We start from the raw sequence: 23,922 nt of genomic DNA, 5'->3' as shown, positions 1-23,922 counted from the left end.
AAGGCTCAGCCGCGGACGATGCCGCGCTGGATCAGCGCCTCCACGGCGCTGGCATCTAGCCCGAGGTCGGCGAGCACCGCGCGGCTGTGCTCGCCGAGCCCGGGCGGGGGGCTGTGGTAATGGGCCGGCGTGCGGGAGAGCTTCACCGGCGAGGCGATGCCCTGGTAGTCACCCATCTCCACCCGCATGCGCCGGTGGGTGGTGTGGGGGTGGGCCACGGCCTGGTCCACGCTGGACACCGCGCCACAGGGCACCCCGAGGTGGATCAGCGCCTCGGCCAGCGCGCGGCCGTCGTGCCCGGCCAGGTGGTGCTCCAGGGCCTGCTTGAGGGCCTGGCGGTGCACCGAGCGGCTGCCGTTGTCGGCGAAGCGCGGGTCGTCCAGCAGGGCCTCGGCGCCCAGGTGCTCGCAGAGCCGGGCGAACTGCCGGTCGTTGCCCACGGCGAGGAAGATCGGCTCGCCGCCGGTTCGGTAGCTGTCGTAGGGGGCGATGTTGGGGTGGGCGTTGCCGCTGCGCTGGGTCACCCGGCCCGAGCCGAAATAGTTGGGCAGGTGCGGGTGCAGGAGCGACAGGCCGCAGTCGAAGAGGGTGATGTCCACGGACTGCCCGCGCCCGCTGCGCTGCCGCTCGTGCAGCGCGAGGAGGATGCCGGCCAGGGCGTTGAGCCCGGTGACCATGTCCACCACCGGCAGGCCGACCCGCAGCGGCCCGCCGTCGGTCTCGCCGTTCACGCTCATCAGCCCGGCCATGGCCTGGATCGCCGCGTCGTAGCCGGGCAGCCCACCGAGCGGGCCGTCGGCGCCGAAGCCGGAGACCGCGCAGTGGATCAGCCGGGGGAAGCGCTCGGCCAGCACCTCGGCATAGCCGATGCCCCAGCGCTCCAGGGTGCCGGGCTTGAAGTTCTCCAGCAGCACGTCGGCGTCTTCCAGCAGGCGCAGCAGCAGCTGGCGGCCCTCGGGCTGGGCGAGGTCCACCACCAGCCCCTTCTTGTTGCGGTTGATGCCACGGAAGTAGGAGGCGGTGTCGCCCTCGAAGGGCGGGCCCCAGCCCCGGGTCTCGTCACCGGCCGGGGGTTCCAGCTTGATCACCTCGGCGCCGTGGTCGGCCAGGGCCTGGGAGCAGTAGGGGCCACCCAGGACGCGGCTGAGGTCGAGAACGCGGATGCCGTGCAAAGCGCCCCGAGGGGCTGTCGTTGTGGTCATGGTCAGAGCTCCGCGATCAGTGGGGCAGCAGGCGCAGGGCGTCGTCCAGGCTCAGCGGGCCTTCGGCCAGCAGGGCCGGCAACAGCGCCTCGCCGGCATCCGCCTCGGCCGCCAGCGGGTCGCGGGGCAGCACGCGGTGGCGCAGCACCAGCAGGGCCAGGGCCAGGCGCCGGTGGTTGGGGGCCAGGCGCGCGCCCTCCCAGGCCAGGGCGATGGCCGTGGCGACGTGGTAGAGCGCGCTGCCGGCCTGGCGCACCTGCTGGTGGCGGCGGGCTTCGGCGACCTCGGCCATCAGCGCGACGGCCTTGTCCAGGCTGCTGCGCAGCAGCGCATCGGCGGCGGCAGGCAAGGCCGCCTCGTCGAGCAGGCCGCGCAGGTGGCGGGCCAGGGGCTCCAGGGCGCCTTCGCGGGTCACGGCGCGGGCGATGTCCAGCGCCACGATGTTGCTGGTGCCCTCCCAGATCGAGCCCAGGTGGGCGTCGCGCACCAGGCGGGCGTCGCTCCATTCCTCGATGTAGCCGACGCCGCCGCGCACCTCCATGGCGTCGCCGGTGGCACGGCGGGCATCACGGCAGGCGCGGAACTTGATCAACGGGGTGAGGATGCGCACGCACTGCTGCGCCTCGCGGTCACCGGCATCGGCACGGGGCAGCAGGGTGGCGATCTGCATGAACAGGGAACGCGCCTGCTCGGCGGGCAGCATCAGCTTGAGCAGTTGGCGCTGCATCAGCGGCATGTCCACCAGGCGCTTGCCGAAGGCCTGGCGCTGGCGGGCGACGAACAGCGCCTCGTTGAGCCCCCGGCGCATCAGCCCGGCGGCCCGCACGCCGTTGGAAAGGCGCGACATGTTGACCATGTCGGCCATCTGCTGGAAGCCGCGCCCCACCTCGCCGATCAGGTAGGCGGTGGCGCCTTCCAGGGTGATCTCGCCGCTGGCCATGGAGCGGGTGCCGAGCTTGTCCTTCAAGCGCACGATGCGGTACGCGTTGCGGCTGCCATCGGGCCGGTGCTTGGGCAGCAGGAACAGGCTGACCCCGGCCATGCCCTCGGGGGCGTCCTCGGGCCGGGCGAGCACCATGGCGAGGTCGGCGTCGGGGTTGGAGCAGAACCACTTGTCGCCGTGCAGGGTCCAGGCCCCGTCCTTCTGCCGCGCCACGGTGCGGGTGCGCGCCACGTCGGAGCCGGCGGCCTGCTCGGTCATGAACATGGCGCCCTGGTAGAGGCTGTCGAAGTCCCGCGAGGTGAGGCTCGGCAGGTAGCGCTCCACCAGCTCCGGGGCGCCGTACTTGCGCAGGGTGCGGGTGAGGGAGTCGGTCATGCTCACCGGGCAGCAGAGGCCGAACTCGGCCTGCACGAACAGGTAGGTCAGCGCGTACTTGACCAGCGGCGGCGGGCCGTCGGCCACATGGCTCATGGAGGCCAGGCCCAGCTCGGCGTAGGCCACCCGCTCCAGGGCCACGTAGTCGGGGTGCTTGAGGATGCGCTGGCGGTCCTCGCCGCGCCGGGTGCGGCTGGCCAGCACCGGCGGGTTCTTGTCCGCCGAGAGCGCCAGGGTGTCCAGCTCGCCACCGGCGCGGGCGCCGAGGCGTTCCAGCGTGGGCAGCCAGGCCCGGCAGACCGCGTCCGGCAGGTACAGCGCGAGCAGGCGCGCCAGCTCCGGGTCGCAGCCGAAAAGGTTGAGGCCGTGGCTGTCGGGGATGTTCAGGTCATCGAGTGCGGAGGGGTCGAGCGGGGCATTCATGGCGGCTCTCCTTTTGTTGTTGTGGAGCGAGCCTAGGAACCCGTTCGATAAGTATCCAATACAAATAAAAGCACCTACGATAAGTAAAAAATATCGTAGAAGGCGCCCATTCCATGGATCTCAGGCAGCTCCGCAACTTCGTCGCCGTGGCCGAGGAACTGCATTTCGGCCGTGCTGCGGCGCGGCTGTTCATCTCCCAGCCGGCCCTGTCGTTCGACATCAAGAAGCTGGAGGAACTGCTCGGCGTGCAGTTGCTGCTGCGCACCAACAAGTCGGTGGCCCTGACCCCGGCAGGCCAGGTGCTGCTGGACGAAGCCCGCAACCTGCTGCTGCAGGCCGAGCAGGCACGGCGCCTGACCCTGCGCTCGGCCCAGGGCGCACTCGGCCGCGTGCGGGTGGGGTTCGTCAGTTCCATGCTCTACCAGGGCCTGCCGGCGGCGGTGCGCCGCTTCGAGGCCGAGCACCCGGGCCAGGAGGTGGTGCTGCAGGAGATGAACAGCGCCGAGCAGCCCCAGGCGCTGCTGCGCGGGCAGATCGACGTCGGCCTCGCCCACCGGGGCATCGTGCCGGCGGGGCTGGTGTCCGAGCGGCTGCGGGCCGACCCCTTCCTCTGCTGCCTGCCGCCGAACCACCGGCTTGCCGGCCGCGAGCGGGTGGACCTGTCGGAACTGCGCGACGAGCCCTTCATCCTCTTTCCGCGAAACGTGTCGCCGCATTACCACGACCTGATCATCGCCCGCTGCGTGGGGGCCGGCTTCAGCCCGCAGATCCGCCACGAGGCGCGCCTGTGGCAAACCATCGTGGCCATGGTCGCCCACGACATGGGCGTGGCCCTGCTGCCCGAACCGCTGTGCCGCGCCTGGAGCCCCCAGGTGAGCTGCGTGAGCATCGAGCAACCCGGCGGGCCGTCGGAAATCCATGCCCTGCTGATGGAGGAGAATCCGCCCCGTGCTGCACGGCTGTTCCTTGATGTGCTCCGCGCGGCGACAACGGGCGAAGGCGATACGACCCCGCTTATCACGCCATAAGAACAAACAACTATTGATTTGCCGGGGCCCCTCCTAGACTCCGGCTCGACTCGAGTCCAAAGCCGTGCGCGTTTCGCCACCCTGTCCGCCAGCCCCGCTGGCCGGGCACGCCGGCGCGCATCCGACAACAAGAACAAGACAGGTGGACTCCATGCACACGACCTCCCTCCAGGAGCAACATCGCAAGGCCCGCAAGGCCGGCATCGCCTCCTTCATCGGCACCACCATCGAGTGGTACGACTTCTATATCTACGGCCTGGCCGCCGCGCTGGTGTTCGGCAAGGTGTTCTTCCCCGCCGACATGGACCCGGGCGTCGCCACCCTGCTGTCCTTCGCCACGCTCTGGTCCGGCTTCATCGCCCGGCCTCTGGGCGGCATCATCTTCGGCCACCTGGGCGACCGCATCGGCCGCAAGACCACCCTGGTCATCACCCTGGTGATGATGGGCCTGGCCACCACCGGCATCGGCCTGCTGCCCACTTATGCACAGATCGGCGTCTGGGCACCGGTGACGCTGGTGTGCCTGCGGGTGCTGCAGGGCATCGCCGTCGGCGGCGAATGGGGTGGCGCCATCCTCATCGCCAGCGAAAGTGCCCCCAAGGGCAAGGGCATTCTCTACGCCGCCTTCGCCCAGCAGGGTTCGCCCACCGGCAACCTGCTGGCGACCCTGGCCTTCTTCGCCCTCAGCAGCCTGCCCATGCCGGACTTCCTGCAATGGGGCTGGCGCATTCCCTTCCTGCTTTCCGCGGCGCTGGTGATCGTCGGCATGGTGATCCGCCTGACCCTGGAAGAGTCGGCGGACATGCAGCGGCTGATGCGCGAGAAGAAGACTGCCAAGCTGCCGATCCTCGAAGTGCTGCGCAAACACTGGCTGGTGGTGCTGCTGGGCGCGGGGACGCTGCCAGTGATCCACGTCACCTACTTCAAGAGCACCTTCGCCCTGTCCTGGGCCACCAAGACCCTGGGCTACAGCCAGAGCACCTTCCTCAGCATCATCGTCATCGCGCTGGTGGTGCAGTTCATCAGCCAGCCCCTCGGCGCGCTGCTGACCACCCGCATCGACATGCGCAAGGCGGTGGCGATCATGGTGCTGCCGGAGTTCATCCTGATGCCGGCGATGTTCTTCGCCGTGGAGACCAACGTGTACTGGATCGCCGCCGTCGGCATGTGCCTGGCGACCATCCCCCACGCCATGTTCTACGGCGCCATCGGCGGCATCCTGGCCCGCGCCTTCCCGACCCGGGTGCGCTACTCCGGCCTGTCGCTGGCCTACCAGCTGTGCTCCCTGCTGGTGGGCGGTGGCACCCCGCTGCTGGCCCAGTGGATCCTCAACTCCACCGGCAGCATCGTCGGCGTGGCCATCGCCTCGGCGCTCTACGCGGTGGTGTCTTTGGTGTGCACCCTGGCCCTGCTGCGCATCACCGGCCACCGCGCCAGCGAACTCTCCACTGCCGAGCGGGACAACGGCGACCGGGATGCCGAAGCCGAGCCCCGCCGCGACACCCGCATCGGCCAGACCAACCCGGCCTGACCGCCGCCCCCACGACCCGCGTGCACGCCACGCGGGTTGCACCTGGCACATTCCCTGTAGGGGCGACTTCAGTCGCCAAGCGGTGCGCAGCATCGCCAGCAGCTTCGCGAGCAGAGCTCGCTCCTACGAGGAGGCACGCGCCAGCCAAGTAGCCCGGGCTTCAGCCCGGGACCGCGCGCCCCATCCGCCGCTCGTGCTCGATCAGCCAGCGCTTGCGCCACAGCCCGCCGCCGTAGCCGGTGAGGGAGCCGTCGGAGCCGATGATGCGGTGGCAGGGGATGACGATGGCGATCTGGTTGGTGCCGTTGGCACGGGCGACGGCGCGTACCGACGAGGGCGAGCCGATGGCACGGGCCAGGTCGGCGTAGCTGCAGGTGACGCCGAAGGGAATCTCGCGCAGGGCCTGCCACACGCTGCGGGTGAAGGCCGAGGCGCCCATGGCCAGCGGCGTGGCGAAGACCACCGGCTCGCCGGCGAAGTAGCGCGAGAGCTCCGCCTCGATCTGGTCGATGGGGGCGAAGCGGCCGAAACCGATGCGGGTACCAGTGAGCTTCTGCAGGTTCTTCAGCTCATTGGCCAGCGCCGGTCGGTCGAAGAACTCCAGCAGGTGCAGGGACTGCGCATCCGCCACGGCCAGCATCACGCCCAGGGGCGTTTCCAGCCAGTCGGCCTTGAGCAGCTCGCGCCCGCGCAGGTGCGACGGCGGTTCGCTCAGCAGGCGGGTGAAGGCGCAGCGGAAGCCGCTGTCGGAGTCGAAGCTGGCGCTCACCTGGGCGTCCACCACCCGCGCCCCGGCGGAAAGCTGGGCCAGGCCCTGGCCGATGCGGCGCAGGCGGGCCATTTCGAGGAAGGTCACGCCGAAATAGCGCTTGAAGGCACGGCGCACCGTGGACGGGTCGTGGCCGAGGGCGACGAGGTCGTCTTCCAGCCAGCGCCGCTCCTGGTCCTGCTCCAGCAGCGCGACCAGCTCCTTGACCAGCGGCTCCCGGGCGCCCACCTGGTCCAGCGGACGGCAGCGCAGGCAGGGCCGGAAACCCGCCTCGACACAGGCCTTGATGCTGCCGAAGAACACCGAGTTCTCCCGCTTGGGCTTGCGCGCGGCGCAGGTCAGGCGGCAGAACACCCCGGTGCTCTTGACCCCGACGAAGGCAAAGCCCTCATAGGCCGGGTCGCGCTCCAGCAGCGCCTGGTAGAGGGTCTCGTCATCGGGTAGCGAATCGAACAGCGGGGCATCCATGGCCGGCTCCGGAACCGTGGGAAAAAGAGCGCCCACTTTATGCCAGGAAACCGTCCTGTGCCGCCTTGGATCGGGCGTCCATTCCACGGGGCGGGCGAGCAGGGTGCCCGCCCTCCCCGACGTGGCCATCAGGCCTCTTCGAAGTGCAGCTCCGGCGGCTGGCGGCGGAAGCCGCCGGTGAGCCAGGCGAGGTAGATCACGCCCAGGGCCAGCCAGGACAGGCCGAGGATGATCGCCAGGTGATCGAGGCTGATCATCAGCCACAGGGTGGAGACCATGCCGATCAGCGGGCAGACCACGAACAGCAGCGCCTCGCGCGGGCCGCGCTGATCGCTGCGCAGCCAGTAGTGGAAGATCACCGACAGGTTCACCAGGCTGAAGGCCAGGAAGGCGCCGAAGTTGATGAAGGAGGTGGAGGTGGTCACGTCCATCTTCAGCGCCAACAGGGCCACCACGCCGCACAGCACGATGCTGCCCACCGGGGTGCCGAAGCGCTCGCTGAGGCGGCCGAACAGGGATTGCGGCAGCACGCCGTCGCGGCCCATGGCGAACAGCAGGCGCGAGGCGCTGGCCTGGGCGGAGAGGCCCGAGGTGAACTGGCCGACGATCAGGCCGATGAGAAACACCGAGACGAACACATCGCCGCCGATGTTGCGGGCGATCTCGTAGGCCGCCGAGTCTGCGCTCTGGAACTCGATGGACGGGTGCGCCAGCTGCACGAAGTAGGAGGTGGCGATGAAGATCAGCCCGCCGACCAGGGTGATCAGCAGGATCGCCCTGGGAATGGTCCGGCGCGGGTCGCGGGTCTCTTCGGTGAGGGTGCTCACCGCATCGAAACCGAGGAAGGAGTAGCAGGCGATGGCCGCGCCGCTCATCACCAGCGGCAGGTTCAGGCCCTCACCGACGAAGGGCGCCAGGGACCACAGCGGCTTGCTCGCATCGCCCAGCACGTAGTGCACGCAGAGCGCGACGAAGGCCAGCAGCACCAGGAACTGCACCAGCATCAGCGCACCGTTGACGGTCTTGGCCAGCTTCAGCCCGACCACGTTGATGGCCGTGGTGACACCGATGAAGGCCAGCACCCAGAGCGCCTGGGGCACATCGGGGAAGGCCGAGTGCAGGTAGGCCGCGCCGATCAGCCAGATGGCCATGGGCAGGAACAGGTAGTCCAGCAGCACCGCCCAGCCGGCGAGGAAGCCCAGCTTGGGGCTGATGGATTTGCGCACGTAGGTGTAGGCCGAGCCGGCCACCGGGAAGGCGGCGGCCATCCGCGCGTAGCTCAGCGCGGTGAACAGCATGGCCAGGGACGCGGCCACGTAGGCGGCGGGCACCAGGCCCTGGGTGACGTCGGCGAGGATGCCGAAGGTGCCGAGGACGATGATCGGGGTCATGTACGCGATGCCGAACAGCACCACGGACCCCAGCGACAGGGTGCGCTGAAGACGAGCCATTACTGCTACTCCGAATTGTTGGTTGTTATGGCAGAGCCGAAGTCGGCGAAGGTGGAGCGACCGCCTCGAACGGGCGGCCAAGCGGGCGCCCTGCAGGCGCCCGTCAGATCGTGATTCAGGGGATCAGCCACTCGCGCAGGCCGCCCTCGTGCTCGACCAGCCGGCCGGGCAGGTGCAGGCGGCGCTCGTCGAGGTAGCGGTAGTCGCTACGGGCGGCGGCGAGCTGGGCCAGGTCCAGCTCGATGACCTGCCGGCACGCCTCGCGCCCGGCTTCCAGTAGCAGGCGGCCGAAGGGATCGACCACGGCGCTGCCGCCAGCGAACATCAGCCCGCCGTCTCCCTCGCCCACGCGGTTCACCATCACGGCGAAGGCCTGGTTCTCCATGGCGCGGCCCATGATCGCGGTGCGGTGGGTGGGGCCGTAGGGGTCCATGTTGCCGTTGGTGACGATGATCAGCTCGGCACCGAGCTGGCCAAGAGCGCGCGCGCTCTCGGGGAACTCGATGTCGAAGCAGATCAGCAGGCCCACGCGCACGCCCTTGTACAGGCAGGTGGCGTAGCGGTCGCCGGGGGTGAAGATGCCGCGGTCGGAGGCCCACAGGTGGGTCTTGCGGTACGTCAGGGCGATGCCTTCGGGGGTGATCAGCAGCGTGGTGTTGTAGTAGGTGCCGGCGTTGCTCTCGGCGATGCCGATGGCCACGGCGACGTTGCGCTCGCGGGCGGCGCGCTGCACGGCCTGGACGGTAGGACCGTCCAGCGGTTCAGCGACGGCGGCAATGTTCTCGGCGGTGGGGAAGCCCATCAGGTGGGTCTCCGGGAACACCACCAGATCGGTATCGGCGGCGCAGGCGGCGATGGCTTCCAGGGCAGCTGCGAGGTTGTGGGCGGTATCGCCGTCACGACCGGTGAGCTGGACGAGTTCGACCTTCATGGGCACTCCTGATTCAAATCGTTGCGCGAGACCTGCAGGCGCAAAACGGTCAGAATGCGCGCTGCATCGGCCACGGGGTTCATCCAGTATGGAACCCCCGGTGCCTTCGGTGAAATTACGCCCGCGTGGTAACCCATCAGGGGTAGAAGCATGACGTTGAGCCTGCAGGACATCGCCTGGCACCGCTCGGTCGGGCAACTGATCGAATCGCTGGATGCCCCGGGTTTCTGGGTGGCGCTGGTGCGCACCCTCGGCCAGTACGTGCCCCATGACAGTTGGGTGGCGCTGCTGTTCAGCGAAGGCCGGCCCCAGGTGTTCGCCGAATGCCCGGGCGAGGACGGCGAGCCGGACCTGCTGTTCCAGGACTACCTGGACGGCCTCTACCTGCTGGACCCCTTCTACATCCACAGCCGCGAAAGCAACCGTGGCGGCCTGCTGCGCCTGGCCGACGTGGCGCCGGAATGCTTCGGGCAGACCGACTACTACCAGCGCTACCACCGCCTCAACGTGGTGACCGACGAACTGCAGTTCAACGTACCGCTGGAGGGCGGGCGCACCCTGTGCCTGTCCCTCGGCTCGCGCCAGGCCTTCTCCCCCGAGCAGATCGCCCTGCTGAGCCTGGTGGAACCCTGGGTGGTGGGGCTGATGCGCCAGCGCCTGGCCTTCGAGGCCGAACGCCTGGCCAGCACCCCGCAACCGGCGCCGAACTGGGCGATGCAGCTGGAACAGGTGGGCCAGCAGGTGGAAAGCGCCCTCACCGCCCGCGAGCTGGAGGTCGCCCGGCTGATGCTCAGCGGCTGCTCCAGCAAGGAAGTGGCGCGCAAGCTGGCCATCTCGGCGGAGACGGTGAAGGTCCACCGCAAGCACATCTACGCCAAGCTCGGGATCAAGTCGCAGTCGGAGCTGTTCTCGCTGTTCCTCAAGGCACAGCGGGGGTAGACCGCAGGGGCGAGTGGAGCGCTACGCGCTCCTTGGCGAATGAATTCGCCCCTACAGGTACCGTGCCCTGTGGGAGCGAATTCATTCGCGATCAGGTTCGTCGCACGGACTTTCGCGGTTGAAACCGCTTGTATGTCCTAGGGTGAGACCTGTCGGGGGCGGAGGGACTGAATTCGCTTGTATGTCCTAGGGTGAGACCTGTCGGGGGCGGAGGGACTGAATTCGCTTCTGCTAGTCAGACCGTGGGAGAAATCTCCCGCCCCTCACCTCACTGCAAGCGCCGATAAGGAATCCATCGGCTCAGGATCGCCCCCTGAGACCGACCATATCTGCAAGCCTGCGCCAACGTGAGCCCCCGACAGGTCGTTTCATCTTGGCCCTGGGAGCTCACCATGACAATGCACTGCACCGTGATTGGGATCGACGTAGCCAAGGACAGCCTGAGCCTGTATCGCGCCGATCAGGACCAGGCCGGCACATTGGCCAATGAACCACGCGCTATTGCTGCCTGGCTGCGGGGCCTACCCCGGGAATGCAGCCTGGCCATCGAGGCTACCAATACCTACCACGTTGCCGTCGCGGTCCTGGCGCACAAGCGAGGCCATCGCGTCTATATGATCGACGGCTATCGCCTGAGTAACTACCGCAAAGGAATTTGGGGACGGGTCAAGAACGATCTATGTGATGCTCGTTTGCTGGCTCGCTACCTCAGCCATGAGCAGCACCAACTGCAGCCCTGGAGCCCGCCCGGCCGCGCTTACCGGAAGCTCCAAGCCTTGCTGCACCGTCGAGCCACCCTGGTGCGCAACATGACGGCCCTGCGCCTGAGTTTTGCCCAGGACCGCCAGCTGAAAGCCGCCCTGGATACGGTGCTCCAGTCGATGAGGGAACTGGAACGCAAGCTTGATCAGGCCTTGCAGGAAACCCTGGACGAGGCAGGGCTGGCAGCACAGGCCCGACGTTGCCAGGCGATCGAAGGGATTGGTCCCATCAGCGCCGCAGCCCTGAGCTTGGCCTTTCTGCGCGGAACCTTTCGCTCCAGCGATTCGTTTATCGCGTTTCTTGGACTGGATGTACGGGTCAGGGAGTCCGGTCGTTACATCGGCCGACGGAAGCTGACCAAGCAGGGCGATCCGGAAATCCGCCGGCTGCTCTATACGGCAGCAATGGCAGCCAGCCGCACCGTCGCCTGGAAAGACTGCTACCAGGGTTACCTGCAACGCGGCCTGAAGAGAACCGAAGCGCTGGTCATCCTGGCGCGCAAGCTGGCGAGGATCGCCTTTGCCGTGATGAGAAGTCAGAAGCCATATCGACCTCGCGTCGCTACGGCAGATTGACATGGAATCTCCCACATCCCCGTAACGGATCGATGCGGTTCGCCAAGCTCACCGCATCCTACGGGCCTGCTCCGTCCGTAGGATGGGCTGAGCTATGCGAAGCCCATCGTTGGTGGCGGGCTGCGGATCGGTAGGTACCGTGCCCTGTGGATGCGAATGCATTCGCGATCAAGGCCCGGCGCCCTCACCCTTTGCGGTTAAAACCACCCCCACATCCCCGTAACGGATCGATGCGGTTCGCCGAGCTCACCGCATCCTACGAGCCTGCTCCGTCCGTAGGATGGGCTGAGCTATGCGAAGCCCATCGTTGGTGGAGGGCTGCGGATCGGTAGGGTACCGTGCCCTGTGGATGCGAATTCATTCGCGATCAAGGCTAGGCGCCACCAAACTTCGCGGTTGAAACCGCTCCCACAAGGAGCGGGCAAGGCCCACGTAGGATGGGCTGAGCTCGGCGAAGCCCATGCGGTCGGCACGGGCTACCCGGGCTACGGCGCTTTAGCGGAGTTTTTCCAGCATCTGGTAGTACCACATGCCCACGGCGAGCATGGGGTTGCCGAACACGTCGCCCATGGGGACCTTGATGTGGGAGCAGCCGGCGAAGGTGTCGAAGCGCCCCAGGGTGCCGGTCATGGCTTCGGCCATGATCTCGCCCATGATGTGGGTGGTGGCGACGCCGTGGCCGGAGTAGCCCTGGCAGTACCAGACATTGGGCGAGAGCTTGCCCAGCTGCGGGATGCGGTTGATGACGATGCCCATGGCGCAGCTCCACTGGAACTCGATCTCCACGCCCTTGAGCCGGGGGAAAGTGCGCTCGATGGCCGGGCGCAGTTCGGCGGCGATGTCCCGTGAGTCGCGCCCGGAGTAGTTGGCGCCGCCGCCCAGCAGCAGGCGCTTGTCGGCGGTGAGGCGGTAGTAGTCGAGCACGAAGCGGCAGTCGTAGACGGCCAGGTCCTGCGGGTTGATCTGGTCGGCGACCTCGCCCAGCGGGCGGGTAGTGACGATGCCGCCCATGGCCGGGAAGATCATGCCCTTGAGCTTCTTGCGCTCCAGCTTGTGGTAGACGTCGCCGGCCAGCAGCACCTGCCCGGCGTTGACCCGGCCCTGGGCGGTGACCACCGCCGGGCGCGGCCCGTGGACGATCTCCAGCACTTCGGAGTGTTCGAAGATCATCGCCCCCAGGCTCTCGGCCGCGCGGGCCTCGCCCAGGCACAGGTTGAGCGGGTGCAGGTGCATGTTGCGGGTGTTCTTCAGCGCGCCCAGGTACAGGTCGCTCTCCAGGTGGCTGCGCATGCCGGCGGCATCCAGCAGGGTCACCTCCCCTTCCATGCCACGGGCCAGGGCTTCCTCGTAGGAGGCCTTCAGCTCGTCCATGTGCGCGGGCTTCATCGCCGCGTGCAGGTGACCGTGCTTGAGGTCGCACTGGATGCCGTAACGGGCGACGCGCTGTTTGATGATCTCGTGGCCGCGCCAGCGCAGGTTCCAGATGAAGTCATCCACCTCCTTGCCCAGGCGCTGGCGCATCTGCTTGCGCATGGCCTCGTCGCCGGAAAGGCTGCCGGTGACCTGGCCGCCATTGCGGCCGGTGGCGCCCCAGCCGATCTTCTTGGCTTCCACCAGGGCCACCTTGAGCCCGCGCTCGGCCAGCTCGACGGCGGTGGCGACGCCGGTGAAACCGCCGCCGATGATGACCACGTCCGCCTCGACCGTGCCGGTCAGGGTGGGGTAGTCGGTCTCCTGGTTGAGGGTGGCGGTGTAGTAGGAGCGGCAGCGCTCGGCGCTGGCGGTGTTCTTCAGTGCAGCATTCATCGGGTCATTCCTTCAGTGCCCCTGTGGGGGGCATCCAACGGGTGCAGGCCGCCCGGCGGCCCGCGCAAAAAAGGGTCAGGCCTGGTCCATGTACCAGCGCCAGTCCTGCTCGCTGACTTCGGCCATGAACTGGCGGTACTCGGCGCGCTTCACGGCCAGGTACACGCCGAGGAAGGCCTCGCCGAACGCTTCGCGGGCCCAGGTGGACGCTTCCAGGGCGCGCAGGGCGGTGAGCCAGTCGGTGGGCAGGCGCTCGGTGGCCTGGGCATAGCCGTTGCCCTGGACCGGCTCGCCGGGGTCGATCTCGTCGCGCAGGCCGCGGTGGATGCCGGCGAGGATGGCGGCCGCCGCCAGGTAGGGGTTGGCGTCGGCGCCGCAGATGCGGTGCTCCACGTGCCGGCTGGCCGCCGGGCCGCCCGGTACGCGCAGGCTCACGGTGCGGTTGTCCACACCCCAGGTGGGTGCCAGCGGGGCGTAGCTGTTGGCCTGGAAGCGGCGATAGGAGTTGGCGTTGGGGCAGAACAGCAGCAGCGAATCCAGCAGCGAGTCGAGCATGCCGCCCACGGCCAGGCGCAGCAGCGGGGTGCCGGCCGGGTCTTCGCTGGCGAACAGGTTGCGACCCTGTGCGTCGGCCAGGCTGACGTGCATGTGCATGCCGGTGCCGGCCAGGTGGTCGAAGGGCTTGGCCATGAAGCAGGCGCGCATGCCATGGGCATTGGCCACGCCCTTGACCAGGCGCTTGTAGCGCACGGCCTGGTCCATGGCGGTGAGCGCGTCGCCATGCTCCAGGGTGATCTCCACCTGGCCGGGGGCGTACTCGGAGATGGCGGTGCGCGCCGGGATGCCCTGGGCCTTGCAGGCGGCGTAGAGGTCGGCGAGGAACGGCTCGATCTGCTCCAGCTCGCGCAGGCCGTAGACCTGGGTGGTGCGCGGGCGGCGGCCGTCGGTGTCCAGCGCCGGTTGCGGGCGGCCCTGGGCGTCGTTCTTCTGGTCCAGCAGGTAGAACTCCAGTTCGCAGGCCATCACCGGGTGGTAGCCGTCGGCCTTGAGCTGGTCGATCACCTGCACCAGCAGGTGGCGCGGGTCGGCGATGGCCGCCGGCATGCCCTCTTCCGGGTGCATGCACACCTGCAGCGCGGCGGTGGGCATGCGCCGCCAGGGCAGGCGCACCAGGCTGCCGGGCAGCGGGTAGGCGCGGCAGTCGATGTCGCCCACGTCCCAGACCAGGCCGGAGTCCTCCACGTCCTCGCCGTTGAGGGTGAGCCCCAGGATGGTGCTCGGCAGCGGCCGGCCGCTCTGGTAGACGGCGAGCAGTTCCTCGCGATGCAGCAGCTTGCCGCGCGGCACGCCGTTGGCGTCGAGGATGAACAGCTCGAAAGTGTCGATGTCCGGGTTCTGGTCCAGGAAGTCCTGGGCTTCCTGCGCTCTGGCGAATGTCATGTGGCTCCCTCTGCGCCCTGTGGCGCGCGAAATGGTCCCGTCCCTGGCCATGCAAAGGCTGTGCAGGCGGGCAAGGTCAACGATAGTCACGGTGCGGCGCGTGGGCCGCGATCAGGCAGGTGCGCTATCCGGCGGGCGCGCGTGGCGGCAATGCCAGAGCGCCCAGAAGGCCAGTTCGAGAGGGAGGGAGACGCGGGTCAGGGCCGGCCACCGGCGGCACCGCCAGCGCACGCTGCCCAGGTGGGGCGGCGTGTGCGATACGGGGGCGGTTGTGCGGGTCGAACCCATCGGGAAGGTGCCGAAAACAAGGATGCCCCGGAGACTCGCACGCCCCCATGGGTGCTTAAAATCCAGTTTTTCCTATCTTTGGTTCAGGCGGCGCTAAACAATTTGCCGCCCGTGGGAGCGGGCTCGACCGCGAAGTGCCCGGGCACCGGGCCTCCGCGAGTGGCTCCGCCCCCGCATGCCTCAGGCGTCGTCCTGGGCGCCCTGCATGGCCTCGTAGACGGCCACGGCCTCGATGCCCAGTTCTTCGGCCAGCTCCAGCACGCGCGGCAGGTCCTGGGTGTAGACCAGCACGGCCTGCAGCACGCCCTCTTCCATCGGGTCGCTGAAGCCCACCAGCACGTAGCCGCCCTTCTCCGGGTAGAGGGCGCTGAGCTGCACCTGGATGCTGCGCACCGCGCGCAGCGGCTCGACCTTCTTCAGCTGCTTGGGCTGGATGTTGAAGGTCACGCTCGGGCCGAAGGAGGCGATGATCTGGCTCAGCAGCTCCGGGTAGTCGTCCGCGTGGAACAGCACGGTCTCCGGCAGGCTGCCCACCACCACCCACTCGCCGAGGGGGATGGTGAAGGTGTCGTCGTAGTTGATGTCGGGGTTGGCCGCGAGGAAGGCTTCCGGGTCGGCATAGGCCTGGGCCGCTTCGTCGGCGATCTGCTCGATCTCTTGCTCGGTCATGCAACCCGAGCTGATTTTGGTGATGAGTTCGACGAGCTGCGCTTTCATGGCAAGGAAGTCCTGGGGTGGATAACGAGGCGTGAAGGATATAGGCAAGCCGCCGCGCCGTCAGCCGAACCGGCCCTCGCGCTGCCGGACCGCCGATGCCCCACGAAAAAGCCCGTCACAAGGACGGGCTCTTTCACCACCAACCGGCTCAGGCGCGGAGCTTGCCGGTCCAGTCCATCAGGCTGCGCCACAGGCACACGCCCACGAAGTAGGCCGAGGACAGGCCCCACAGCACCAGCATCATCGGCTTCATGCCCGGGTACTGGATGACCAGGAACATGCTGCTCAGCATCCACACGAAGGTCACGGTGATGTTCAGCGGCATCAGGCGCTTCACCCGGAAGGGGTGCAGGAACTTCAGCTTGGTCAGGGTCAGCGCGGCCAGCACGCAGATGATGCCGAAGCTCACCACCGGCGGCAGGTCCAGCAGGTAGAGGTACAGCGCCACCACGTTCCAGGCGGCGGGGAAGCCGACGAAGTAGTTGTCGCTGCTCTTCATATTCAGGTTGCAGAAGCAGAACAACGACGACACCAGGATCAGGCTCACCGTGGGCAGCACGGTGTAGTCCGGCAGCGGCACGTAGCGGTAGATGAAGATGGCGGGGATGAACACGTAGGTGAGGTAGTCGATCACCAGGTCCAGCGTCGAACCGTCGAAGTTCGGCAGCATGGTGCTGGTCTGGACCTTGCGCGCGAAACTGCCGTCCAGGCCGTCCACCAGCAACGCCGCGCCGAGCCACAACAGGCAGTCACGGGGTTGGTTGTCGAAGAGCGCCAGGATGGCCATCAGGGCCAGCACCACACCGGTGGCAGTGACGCCGTGGGCCGACCAGGCCTTGGCTTTATTGACCGCGTTGATTTGAGTGGACACGTTCGTCTCTATTCCGCTGAGTGGTGACGATGTTGGGTAGACAACAGGTTTTTCCTACACGTTCATCGATCGAGTCCGAGCGACGACGGGCACAATGCCGAAGATTCTACTCGTTGCGCCAGTCATTCGATGCAGCTTCCTTCACGTTGGGCACGCTCCGCCGCCCAGCGGCTTGCCCCTGTGCCGCCGCAGCGCCCCGGCCAGAGGCCCGGCAGGCGCCTGACCGACCGTCGGCCCGCTGCGGCTTGCATCCCCGCCCACCCCGCTGCACCCTAGCGCGCCGAAACCCGACACCCGTGCCATGAGCCAGCCCCTCGACCCGACCCGTTGCCCGCTCTGCGGCCAGCCCAACCAGTGCAGCCTCGCCCGTGGCGACGCCCAGCCGTGCTGGTGCTTCAGCGTCGAGATCGACCCCGAGGCCCTGCGCCGGGTGCCGCTGGAGGCGCGCGACCGTGCCTGCCTGTGCCCCCGCTGCGCCCGCCTGCGCGCCGACGACGAGCCGGCCTGATGCGCCTCGACCGCCTGCTGGGCAACCTCCCCGACCTCAACCGCCAGGACGCCCGCCTCGCCCTGGCCGCCGGCCGCGTGCAGGTCAACGGCGCCCCCGAGCGCGACGCCCGGCGCGAAGTGCGCGTGTTCGACCGCGTCACCCTCGACACCCGCGAGATCCAGCCCGGCAAGCCCGCCCGCTACTTCATGCTGCACAAGCCGGCCGGCTGGGTGAGCGCCACCTGCCACGACGAACACCCCACCGTGCTCGACCTGCTGGACGAACCCGACAAGCACGAACTGCACCTGGGCGGCCGCCTCGACCTCACCACCACCGGGCTGCTGCTGATCACCAACGACGGCCTCTGGTCGCGCCGCGTGACCCAGCCCGAAACCAAGCAGCCCAAGGTCTACCGCGTGGAGACCGAAGACGAGATCGACCCCGCCTGCATCGCCGCCTTCGCCGCCGGCCTCTACTTCGCCTACGAAGACCTCGTCACCCGCCCCGCCCAGCTGGAAATCCTCGCCCCGCGCCAGGCCCGCCTCACCCTGCACGAAGGGCGCTACCACCAGGTCAAGCGCATGTTCGGCCACTTCCGCAACAAGGTCGTCGGCCTGCACCGCGAGCGCATGGGCGACCTGCCGCTGGACCCGGCCCTGCGCCCCGGCCAGTACCGTGCCCTCACGCCGGACGAGATCGCCCTGTTCTAAAGCCCGACCAGCGGCCGCCCGATCCCCCGAACCTTTCACCCCCGGCCCAACTCACAGCAACGTGGCCAGGCAGCCGACCAACTGCAGGATTTTTTTCGGCCAGAGGCTTGCGGGCGGAAAACGCGGCTGCTTAACTCCCACCCCAAGGTCAGAGTGTGACCAATGAGTCACAACAACCTTCCAAGCGATCCGCTGTACCGGCGCACGCGCCCTGCCCTGTTCCACCTGCCTGGTCAAAGGACCCACTCCAACGCCCCTCAGCGGCGCTGGAACGGCCACCCTTTTTCGCTGTAAACCATTGAAAAATAAATAATTCTAAAAATTCTCGCCTGACATTCCCCTGTCATCTCCAGGCGTTTATCTGACTGCCATGCGCCGCGAACGATGCCCCCATCGCCCGCTCGTCCAACCTGCGCCCGGAGGAAACGACATGAGGCCTCAAACCCAAGTCGTCACAGTCAACAGGAAGTACAAGGTTCACACGGAGTTCTACGCCAACCCGCAGGCCAGCCGGACCATCATCCTGGTCAACGGCTCCCTCGCCACCACGGCCTCGTTCGCGCAGACGGTCAAGTACCTGCACCCGCAGTTCAACGTCGTGCTCTACGACCAGCCCTACGCCGGCCAGTCCAAGCCCCACAACGACCACGGCAGCCCCGTCACCAAGGAAGCCGAGGCTGAGATCCTCCTCGCGCTCATCGAGCACCACCAGGTGGACTACGTCTCCTCCTTCTCCTGGGGCGGCGTCGCCACCCTGCTCGCCCTGTCGCAGAACCCGGCGCGCATCCGCAAGGCGGTGATCAACTCCTTCTCTCCGGTGCTCAACGAACCGATGCTCGACTACCTGCGCAACGGCATGACCCACCTCCAGGCCCTGGACCGGGAGAACGTCGCGCAGCTGGTCAACGCCACCATCGGCCGCTACCTGCCGGCCCTGTTCAAGCGCTTCAACCACAAGCACGTCGCCAGCCTCGACGACCACGAATACCTGCAGATGCACTTCCACATCCGCCAGGTGCTCAACCTCGACGCCCACTGCTACGTCGACTGCCTGCAAGCCGTGGACATCCCGCTGCTGTTCATCAACGGCGAGCACGACCTCTACACCTCCCCCGAGGACGCCCGCGGCTTCGCCCGCCACGTGCGCGACTGCCAGTTCGCCACCATCCGCAACGCCGGCCACTTCATCGACCTGGAGCACAAGGCCGGCTGGCAGCAGACCCAGGACGTCCTGCTGGGCTTCCTCAACGCCCCCACCCGCAGCCAGCAGCCCCGCGTCCTCCACGGCCTGGGCCCGCAGGCCATGGCCGTATGACGCGCATACCCGGCCGCCAGCGCCCGACGCAGGCGGCCGGCAAGGTGCGTTTCATCACGGAAGGTTCAGGGGCGGGGCTTCATTTCGGCCACGACTTCTGGTAAAAAGTCGGCCTCGCAAGCGGGCGTCGTATAATGGCATTACCTGAGCTTCCCAAGCTCATGACGAGGGTTCGATTCCCTTCGCCCGCTCCAGACATCAAAAGCTAAGCCCCTGAATAACCTCGGTTTTCAGGGGCTTAGTCGTTTCTGGGGGTTGGGAAGTGTCACCCGCCCTCCCCTGCCTACGGATCGGACTCCCGCTCCAGCATCTGCTGGGTCAGCAGCGCCACGTTGACCATCACGTACTTGCCCACCTTGCGGGACGGTAGGTAGCCGTTGCGAATCCAGCCCCACACCACGTCGTGTTCGTCGCCCATGCGAATCCAGTTGGCGAACTGGCGCCATGGCATCAGCGGTGGCGGCGCCAGGAAGTCATCACGGTCCATGGCCTAGCTATCCTTCACGGATTCTGAACGGTGGCGGGTCCAGAAGTCGGCACGGGCGCGATGGAGCGCGGCGCGCAGGCCGTAGTACAGGGCGTTGTCCCCCAGTTTGTTGAGGCGGCTGACCTGCAGGTCGTCCACGAAGCCGGCGACGTGGAACAGCAGCACCAGCTGGCGAAACCTCATGGCAGCCGCGTTGGGATCGCGGTGCAGGTCGAAGCGGATGATCCGGAGCAGTCGGAACAGCAAGCTGGTAGCAGCGCGGTACGGACTCCGGGCTTTACGGCATGACATAAGAACAAGGTAGTTTTCTTCCATCTCCCTGGCCTTTGTTGCACTATGTTGGTCTTTATTGGGAAATGATGATTTGCATTTAATGCAAATCACATAATGCAAGAATAACCACCATTGCAGATAGTTAGTAGCATTATTTGCCAATTACTAAGAACAAATTGGAATGATCAGAGAGCGGCTTATAGCCATATGGGACGCGAAGAGCTTCACAGCCAAGAAGCTGCAGGAGCTGAGCGGGATCGACCGCGAGAAGTGGTACGCCCTACGAAATGGAAAGCGCCGTGCGAACGAAGACGACATCGAAGCAATGGCCAACATCACGCCGGAGTACGCGCTGTGGCTTGTAAGCGGAAAGATCGCTCCTGAGTGCGGCCAGACCAGCCCCGAGTATGACCAGGCGAATGCCACGGATACCGAATAGGCCCTCTATAGATAGAAGCGACCCGCCAACCCCCTCGGCGAGCCGCCCGTAACACCCAGCCCTCAACCCGCACCATCACGGAGGAAACGTCAGTTCCTCCACGGTGAGCATCCCACCCGATACCCTCACCGCCAGCTTCACCGCCCCCTCCAGAACCCTCCAGCACCTCCAGAGGCGAATTGAGAATATGAGAGAGCGAATCGTCGCAATACTTGAGCATAAGAAGCTCACGGCCAAGAAGCTGGAAGAGCTGAGCGGCGTCGACCGCGAGAAGTGGTATGCGCTCAGAAAGGGCGGAAGGAGGGTCAACGAGGACGACATCAAGGTCATCGTCGAACTGGCCCCGGAGTACGCGCTGTGGCTTGTGAGCGGAAAGATCGCTCCCGAGTGCGGCCAGACCAGCCCCGAGTACGACCGGGCGAATGCCATGGATACCGAATAGGCCTTCTATATATGGAAGCGGCCCGCCAGTACCCCGGCGAGCCGCTCGTATCACCCAGCCCTCCCCCCAGCATCACGGAGGAAACGTCAGCTCCTCCACGATGAGCATCCCACCCGGAGCCCTCACCGCCAGCTTCACCGCCCCCTCCAGAACCTCCAGCACTTCCACCTCGATCCCCTGGGTCAGCAGCAACCGCATTACCCGCTCGTCCGGCTCCCCATCAAGGATGTTGATCGACACCACATCGCCCGCACGGCAGACACCTTCATGTAATTGCATGTGTGACACACCTCACATTTTCACGAGGTGAAGAACAGCACAGGGGCCGGGTTAGCGCGAGGGCAGCCAGATGGATTCAGACGTCTCCTAGGAAACTTCGGCATCCCAGCTACCCCTGCATGCGTAGGCCCCCTACCAATGGGCATGGGCACCGGCGTTGATAACGGCGCCCTGGCTGAATAGGATTCAGCGGCTTGCCGATCAAAGGAGTGATGGCCATGAAAGCCGATTGGGATGACGCCCCCCGCCATGTAAGACGGAACGGGAAAAACGCATGGGTTCGCTGGCTGGTGCCAGGGCTCGCAGGCTGTGCCCTGGTGTTTGGCTTGCTCAACCTGGCAGGCACCCACTTCGCCTTCCCCCGCTTCAACGATCAACCCGCCGAGCCGCCAGCGGAATACGTGCATACCGACCCGTACGGCAACGAGGCTGAACGGCAACCGCAAACCGCCACCGCCGAAGAGCAGTTCTGGGCCGATCAACGCCGCAAGGAAGAACAGCGCCGAGCACAGGCCCAAGCCCCGCAGCGGCAGACCGACTTCAACGACCACAACTACACGCCCCGGCAGCCCGACAACGTGGTGAGCATGGAAGGCGTGCGGCAGTCGCTCGCCTATCAGCAGCCCAACCAGCAAACGTCCACCCGCCGCCGATCCATTGAGAAGGACGGCCAGATGGTCAGGAAATGGGACGGCGGCGGTAGCTACTACGCAACCTGGACCATCGTGAACAACTACATCGACAACGGCAGCGTGTGCGACAACCACAAACGCGGCTCGATCGATTACCGGGAGTGCCGCAAAGGCGCGAAGCAGTTCTTCAAAGCCGAGTGCAGGGGCTGGGGAGAGCGCTGGAAGCAGGACCGTGAGCCGAGCAGCGAGCTTATGATGCAGCGCTACTGCTCCGCCGCCAGCAGCTTTAGCCCGATGATGTAGCCGTATTTCCCGGAGAACACCATGAGTGGAATACTTTTAATCGCTGTCCTTGTTACGTGGCTACTAATCTGCAGGGCCATTAGCAAGAAACTCACAAGAAACATAAAATCCCAAACCAGGCAAACCACAAGCAAGCTGGCGATATTTTCAATACTGTTCCTAGCACCTTTCAGTGATGAGCTGATCGGAGCCTTTCAGTTCAGCTCGCTTTGCGATAAATACGCCGTCGTGGAAATTGATGAGCAGAATGCAAAGAATCGTCAAGTAAGAGTTGAAATAAGAAGCTCAGACACTTACGCCGAAGGCACAGCTTTGAAAATCTACATTGACCCTTATGTATATCGGGACATCGAAACAAATAAGGTAATTGTTCGCTACCACATTCTTCAGGCAGAGGGAGGATGGCTCATTCGCCTGCTCGGAATTTCGGAGACAAATGCACCGCTTTTGTTTAATCCAGCGTGTGTGCCAGAAAATGCTCACGACTTCAAAAAGACTTTCAACATCAAGGTAGTAAATTAATCAAGTATGATTATGACGCGGCGTTGTCCCTACCCCCCCGCAAATAGGTTCACAAGAAGCAGGAAAACTTCAGTGCCGCGCGGCCGGTCAGCACAAGCCAAAACCAGCCAACCCATTCCACGACTCCTGCTGATTGGATCATGCAAATGGAAAGGCCGTTGCCTTGGCGTTAACGCAGCGACGCATCCCTGACGAACAATGAGCGCCCTTCAAACCGTATAGCGCGTGTAGCCGTATCTACCGGAGAACACCATGAGCGGAATACTTTTAATCGCTGTCCTTGTTACATGGCTACTAATCTGCAGGGCCATTAGCAAGAAACTCACAAGAAACATAAAATCCCAAACCAGGCAAACCACAAGCAAGCTGGCGATATTTTCAATACTGTTCCTAGCACCTTTCAGTGATGAGTTGATCGGAGCCTTTCAGTTCAGCTCGCTTTGCGATAAATACGCCGTCGTGGAAATTGATGAGCAGAATGCAAAGAATCGTACAGTAATAGTTGAGCCAAGAAGCTCAGATACTTACGCCGAAGGCACAGCCTTGAAAATCCGCATTGACCCTTATGTATATCGGGATATCGAAACAAATAAGGTAATTGTTCGCTACCACATTCTTCAGGCAAAGGGAGGATGGTTCATTCGCCTGCTCGGAATTTCGGAGACAAATGCACCGCTTTTGTTTAATCCAGCGTGTGAGCCAGAAAATGTTTACGGCTTCAAAAAAACCTTCAACATCAAGGTTGTAAATTAATCAAGCCTGATTATGACGCGGAGTTGCCCCTCCCCCTCCGCAAGTAGGCTCACAAGAAGCAGGAAAACTTTAGGGCCGCGCGGCCAGTCAGCACAATAAAAACCAGCCAACCCACTTCACAATTCTTGCTGATTGGATCATGCAAATGGAAAGGCCATTGCCTTAGGAGTTAACGCAGCGCCGCATCCCTGACGAATAATGAGCGCCCCTTCAAACCGCATAGCGCTTGTGGCCATTCAATTACGCTTCATTCCCTTGCTGACGCGGCACCTCACTACAACCCCTTGCCCCCCTCCAACTCCGCCTGCGTCTCCAGCCGCGTTTCAATACCCAGGCGGTACTTGCAGTACGCACGCACCGTGTCCCGCTCTTCGGCGGTCAGTTGCTCCAGGGGTTTGTCGTCTCGGTCACTGGCGAAAATGTTGGGGAATTCCAGCGTGAGGGAGGGGTACTGCTTGATGAAAAACACCAGTCGGTTGTCTTCCGCCCAGCGTGTCTCGTAGTAGCCGGTGTAGAGGTAGGCCACGCAAAGCAGGGGCATCAGCAGGAGGGCAGCTTTCTTCATGGTCTCGGCCGCAAGGCGGCATCCCGTGTGGGTGGCGGATAGTGCATGGCGGGCGCTGGTATGCCAACCCAGGCACCCCCTTGCCGCCCCCCCGGCACACACCTGCCGCCCTGCCCCACCCGCATGCACCTGCAAGCCGCGCCATCCGGCGCCGGCAGGGCTCGGCATGGAACCTGCTAATAACGGGCCTAGC

The 23,922-nt window shown here is 65.6% G+C and carries 25 protein-coding genes and 1 tRNA gene; 13 read left to right on the top strand and 13 right to left on the bottom strand.

The genetic code is table 11. From position 1 onward, the window contains the following. Positions 1 to 5: 5 nt before the first annotated feature. Positions 6 to 1,202 carry a CaiB/BaiF CoA-transferase family protein gene (locus tag RTK35_RS20560; protein WP_316908853.1) on the bottom strand — a complete coding sequence of 399 codons (1,197 nt, stop codon included), beginning with the start codon at positions 1,200 to 1,202 and terminating at the stop codon, positions 6 to 8. 16 nt (positions 1,203 to 1,218) lie between these two features. Further along, entirely contained in the window at positions 1,219 to 2,943 is a 1,725-nt protein-coding gene (locus RTK35_RS20555) for an acyl-CoA dehydrogenase family protein (protein WP_160482797.1), read from the bottom strand. 113 nt (positions 2,944 to 3,056) lie between these two features. On the opposite strand from RTK35_RS20555, the gene RTK35_RS20550 reads away from it, so the two are divergent. Together RTK35_RS20550 and RTK35_RS20545 are read left to right on the top strand one after the other, a co-directional pair. Next, positions 3,057 to 3,971 carry a LysR substrate-binding domain-containing protein gene (locus RTK35_RS20550; RefSeq protein ID WP_316908852.1) on the top strand — a complete coding sequence of 305 codons (915 nt, stop codon included), beginning with the start codon at positions 3,057 to 3,059 and terminating at the stop codon, positions 3,969 to 3,971. A 151-nt stretch (positions 3,972 to 4,122) separates the two neighbouring features. After that, positions 4,123 to 5,502, top strand: coding sequence for an MFS transporter (locus tag RTK35_RS20545; protein WP_316908851.1), 1,380 nt, complete (start codon positions 4,123 to 4,125; stop codon positions 5,500 to 5,502). Between the two features lie 160 nt (positions 5,503 to 5,662). Here RTK35_RS20545 and RTK35_RS20540 read toward each other — a convergent pair whose 3' ends face one another. The 3 genes from RTK35_RS20540 to RTK35_RS20530 form a co-directional block, all read right to left on the bottom strand. Further along, the gene (locus RTK35_RS20540; protein WP_316908850.1) at positions 5,663 to 6,739 is read right to left on the bottom strand and encodes a trifunctional transcriptional activator/DNA repair protein Ada/methylated-DNA--[protein]-cysteine S-methyltransferase; all 1,077 of its coding nucleotides are present in this window, start codon (positions 6,737 to 6,739) and stop codon (positions 5,663 to 5,665) included. 128 nt (positions 6,740 to 6,867) lie between these two features. Beyond that, positions 6,868 to 8,190 carry an APC family permease gene (locus tag RTK35_RS20535; protein ID WP_316908849.1) on the bottom strand — a complete coding sequence of 441 codons (1,323 nt, stop codon included), beginning with the start codon at positions 8,188 to 8,190 and terminating at the stop codon, positions 6,868 to 6,870. A gap of 115 nt (positions 8,191 to 8,305) precedes the next feature. Continuing rightward, entirely contained in the window at positions 8,306 to 9,121 is an 816-nt protein-coding gene (locus RTK35_RS20530) for a carbon-nitrogen hydrolase family protein (protein ID WP_316908848.1), read from the bottom strand. Positions 9,122 to 9,271: 150 nt separating this feature from the next. Between RTK35_RS20530 and RTK35_RS20525 the strand changes: the two genes are divergently transcribed. Both RTK35_RS20525 and RTK35_RS20520 read left to right on the top strand, forming a co-directional pair. Continuing rightward, complete coding sequence (locus tag RTK35_RS20525) at positions 9,272 to 10,060, top strand: helix-turn-helix transcriptional regulator (protein WP_316908847.1); 789 nt, start codon at positions 9,272 to 9,274, stop codon at positions 10,058 to 10,060. Positions 10,061 to 10,452: 392 nt separating this feature from the next. Continuing rightward, entirely contained in the window at positions 10,453 to 11,397 is a 945-nt protein-coding gene (locus RTK35_RS20520; protein WP_316908846.1) for an IS110 family transposase, read from the top strand. Between the two features lie 495 nt (positions 11,398 to 11,892). On the opposite strand, the gene RTK35_RS20515 is transcribed toward RTK35_RS20520, so the two are convergent. From RTK35_RS20515 to pcsA, 4 genes are all read right to left on the bottom strand, one after another. Beyond that, positions 11,893 to 13,203 (bottom strand): NAD(P)/FAD-dependent oxidoreductase, encoded by a 1,311-nt coding sequence (locus RTK35_RS20515; RefSeq protein ID WP_160482809.1) that lies wholly within the window; start codon positions 13,201 to 13,203, stop codon positions 11,893 to 11,895. 75 nt (positions 13,204 to 13,278) lie between these two features. Beyond that, positions 13,279 to 14,643 carry a glutamine synthetase family protein gene (locus tag RTK35_RS20510; RefSeq protein WP_044400141.1) on the bottom strand — a complete coding sequence of 455 codons (1,365 nt, stop codon included), beginning with the start codon at positions 14,641 to 14,643 and terminating at the stop codon, positions 13,279 to 13,281. Positions 14,644 to 15,111: 468 nt separating this feature from the next. Further along, positions 15,112 to 15,648: a hypothetical protein gene (locus RTK35_RS20505; RefSeq protein WP_044400139.1), complete on the bottom strand. Its 537-nt coding sequence runs from the start codon at positions 15,646 to 15,648 to the stop codon at positions 15,112 to 15,114. Between the two features lie 148 nt (positions 15,649 to 15,796). Continuing rightward, positions 15,797 to 16,519: a phosphatidylcholine synthase gene (gene pcsA / locus RTK35_RS20500; protein ID WP_074973369.1), complete on the bottom strand. Its 723-nt coding sequence runs from the start codon at positions 16,517 to 16,519 to the stop codon at positions 15,797 to 15,799. Positions 16,520 to 16,820: 301 nt separating this feature from the next. Here pcsA and RTK35_RS20495 point away from each other — a divergent pair, with 301 nt between their 5' ends. The 4 genes from RTK35_RS20495 to RTK35_RS20480 all read left to right on the top strand — a co-directional run bounded on the left by RTK35_RS20495 (position 16,821) and on the right by RTK35_RS20480 (position 19,228). Continuing rightward, entirely contained in the window at positions 16,821 to 17,027 is a 207-nt protein-coding gene (locus RTK35_RS20495; RefSeq protein WP_316908845.1) for a cysteine-rich CWC family protein, read from the top strand. After that, positions 17,027 to 17,719, top strand: a complete 693-nt coding sequence (locus tag RTK35_RS20490; protein ID WP_165663782.1) for an RNA pseudouridine synthase — start codon at positions 17,027 to 17,029, stop codon at positions 17,717 to 17,719. Before RTK35_RS20495 ends, RTK35_RS20490 begins: the two co-directional genes overlap by 1 nt. A gap of 430 nt (positions 17,720 to 18,149) precedes the next feature. Further along, entirely contained in the window at positions 18,150 to 19,034 is an 885-nt protein-coding gene (locus tag RTK35_RS20485) for an alpha/beta fold hydrolase (protein WP_172434486.1), read from the top strand. Between the two features lie 120 nt (positions 19,035 to 19,154). Continuing rightward, positions 19,155 to 19,228: transfer RNA gene (locus RTK35_RS20480), tRNA-Gly, on the top strand. A gap of 89 nt (positions 19,229 to 19,317) precedes the next feature. On the opposite strand, the gene RTK35_RS20475 is transcribed toward RTK35_RS20480, so the two are convergent. Both RTK35_RS20475 and RTK35_RS20470 read right to left on the bottom strand, forming a co-directional pair. Next, positions 19,318 to 19,521: a DNA-binding protein gene (locus tag RTK35_RS20475; RefSeq protein ID WP_316908844.1), complete on the bottom strand. Its 204-nt coding sequence runs from the start codon at positions 19,519 to 19,521 to the stop codon at positions 19,318 to 19,320. Between the two features lie 3 nt (positions 19,522 to 19,524). Then, the gene (locus RTK35_RS20470; protein ID WP_139134056.1) at positions 19,525 to 19,704 is read right to left on the bottom strand and encodes a hypothetical protein; all 180 of its coding nucleotides are present in this window, start codon (positions 19,702 to 19,704) and stop codon (positions 19,525 to 19,527) included. 271 nt (positions 19,705 to 19,975) lie between these two features. On the opposite strand from RTK35_RS20470, the gene RTK35_RS20465 reads away from it, so the two are divergent. Further along, complete coding sequence (locus tag RTK35_RS20465) at positions 19,976 to 20,233, top strand: helix-turn-helix domain-containing protein (RefSeq protein WP_044400120.1); 258 nt, start codon at positions 19,976 to 19,978, stop codon at positions 20,231 to 20,233. Positions 20,234 to 20,336: 103 nt separating this feature from the next. Next, positions 20,337 to 20,675 (top strand): DNA-binding protein, encoded by a 339-nt coding sequence (locus RTK35_RS20460; protein WP_316908843.1) that lies wholly within the window; start codon positions 20,337 to 20,339, stop codon positions 20,673 to 20,675. Positions 20,676 to 20,747: 72 nt separating this feature from the next. Here the strand turns inward: RTK35_RS20460 and RTK35_RS20455 are convergent, their stop codons facing one another. After that, entirely contained in the window at positions 20,748 to 20,954 is a 207-nt protein-coding gene (locus tag RTK35_RS20455; protein WP_044400114.1) for a hypothetical protein, read from the bottom strand. A gap of 218 nt (positions 20,955 to 21,172) precedes the next feature. On the opposite strand from RTK35_RS20455, the gene RTK35_RS20450 reads away from it, so the two are divergent. From RTK35_RS20450 to RTK35_RS20440, 3 genes are all read left to right on the top strand, one after another. Beyond that, positions 21,173 to 21,889 (top strand): hypothetical protein, encoded by a 717-nt coding sequence (locus RTK35_RS20450; RefSeq protein ID WP_316908842.1) that lies wholly within the window; start codon positions 21,173 to 21,175, stop codon positions 21,887 to 21,889. A gap of 21 nt (positions 21,890 to 21,910) precedes the next feature. After that, positions 21,911 to 22,411, top strand: a complete 501-nt coding sequence (locus tag RTK35_RS20445) for a hypothetical protein (RefSeq protein ID WP_142015123.1) — start codon at positions 21,911 to 21,913, stop codon at positions 22,409 to 22,411. Positions 22,412 to 22,663: 252 nt separating this feature from the next. Further along, positions 22,664 to 23,164 (top strand): hypothetical protein, encoded by a 501-nt coding sequence (locus RTK35_RS20440; RefSeq protein WP_316908841.1) that lies wholly within the window; start codon positions 22,664 to 22,666, stop codon positions 23,162 to 23,164. A gap of 274 nt (positions 23,165 to 23,438) precedes the next feature. On the opposite strand, the gene RTK35_RS20435 is transcribed toward RTK35_RS20440, so the two are convergent. Further along, positions 23,439 to 23,729, bottom strand: a complete 291-nt coding sequence (locus RTK35_RS20435) for a hypothetical protein (RefSeq protein WP_316908840.1) — start codon at positions 23,727 to 23,729, stop codon at positions 23,439 to 23,441. Positions 23,730 to 23,922: the final 193 nt, after the last annotated feature.

Origin of the sequence: Pseudomonas sp. zfem003 (genome assembly GCF_032621675.1) — a bacterium.
Taxonomy (GTDB): Bacteria; Pseudomonadota; Gammaproteobacteria; order Pseudomonadales; family Pseudomonadaceae; genus Metapseudomonas; species Metapseudomonas otitidis.
Note: the sequence above shows the minus strand (reverse complement) of the source record. Positions and strands in the feature narration are given on the sequence as shown.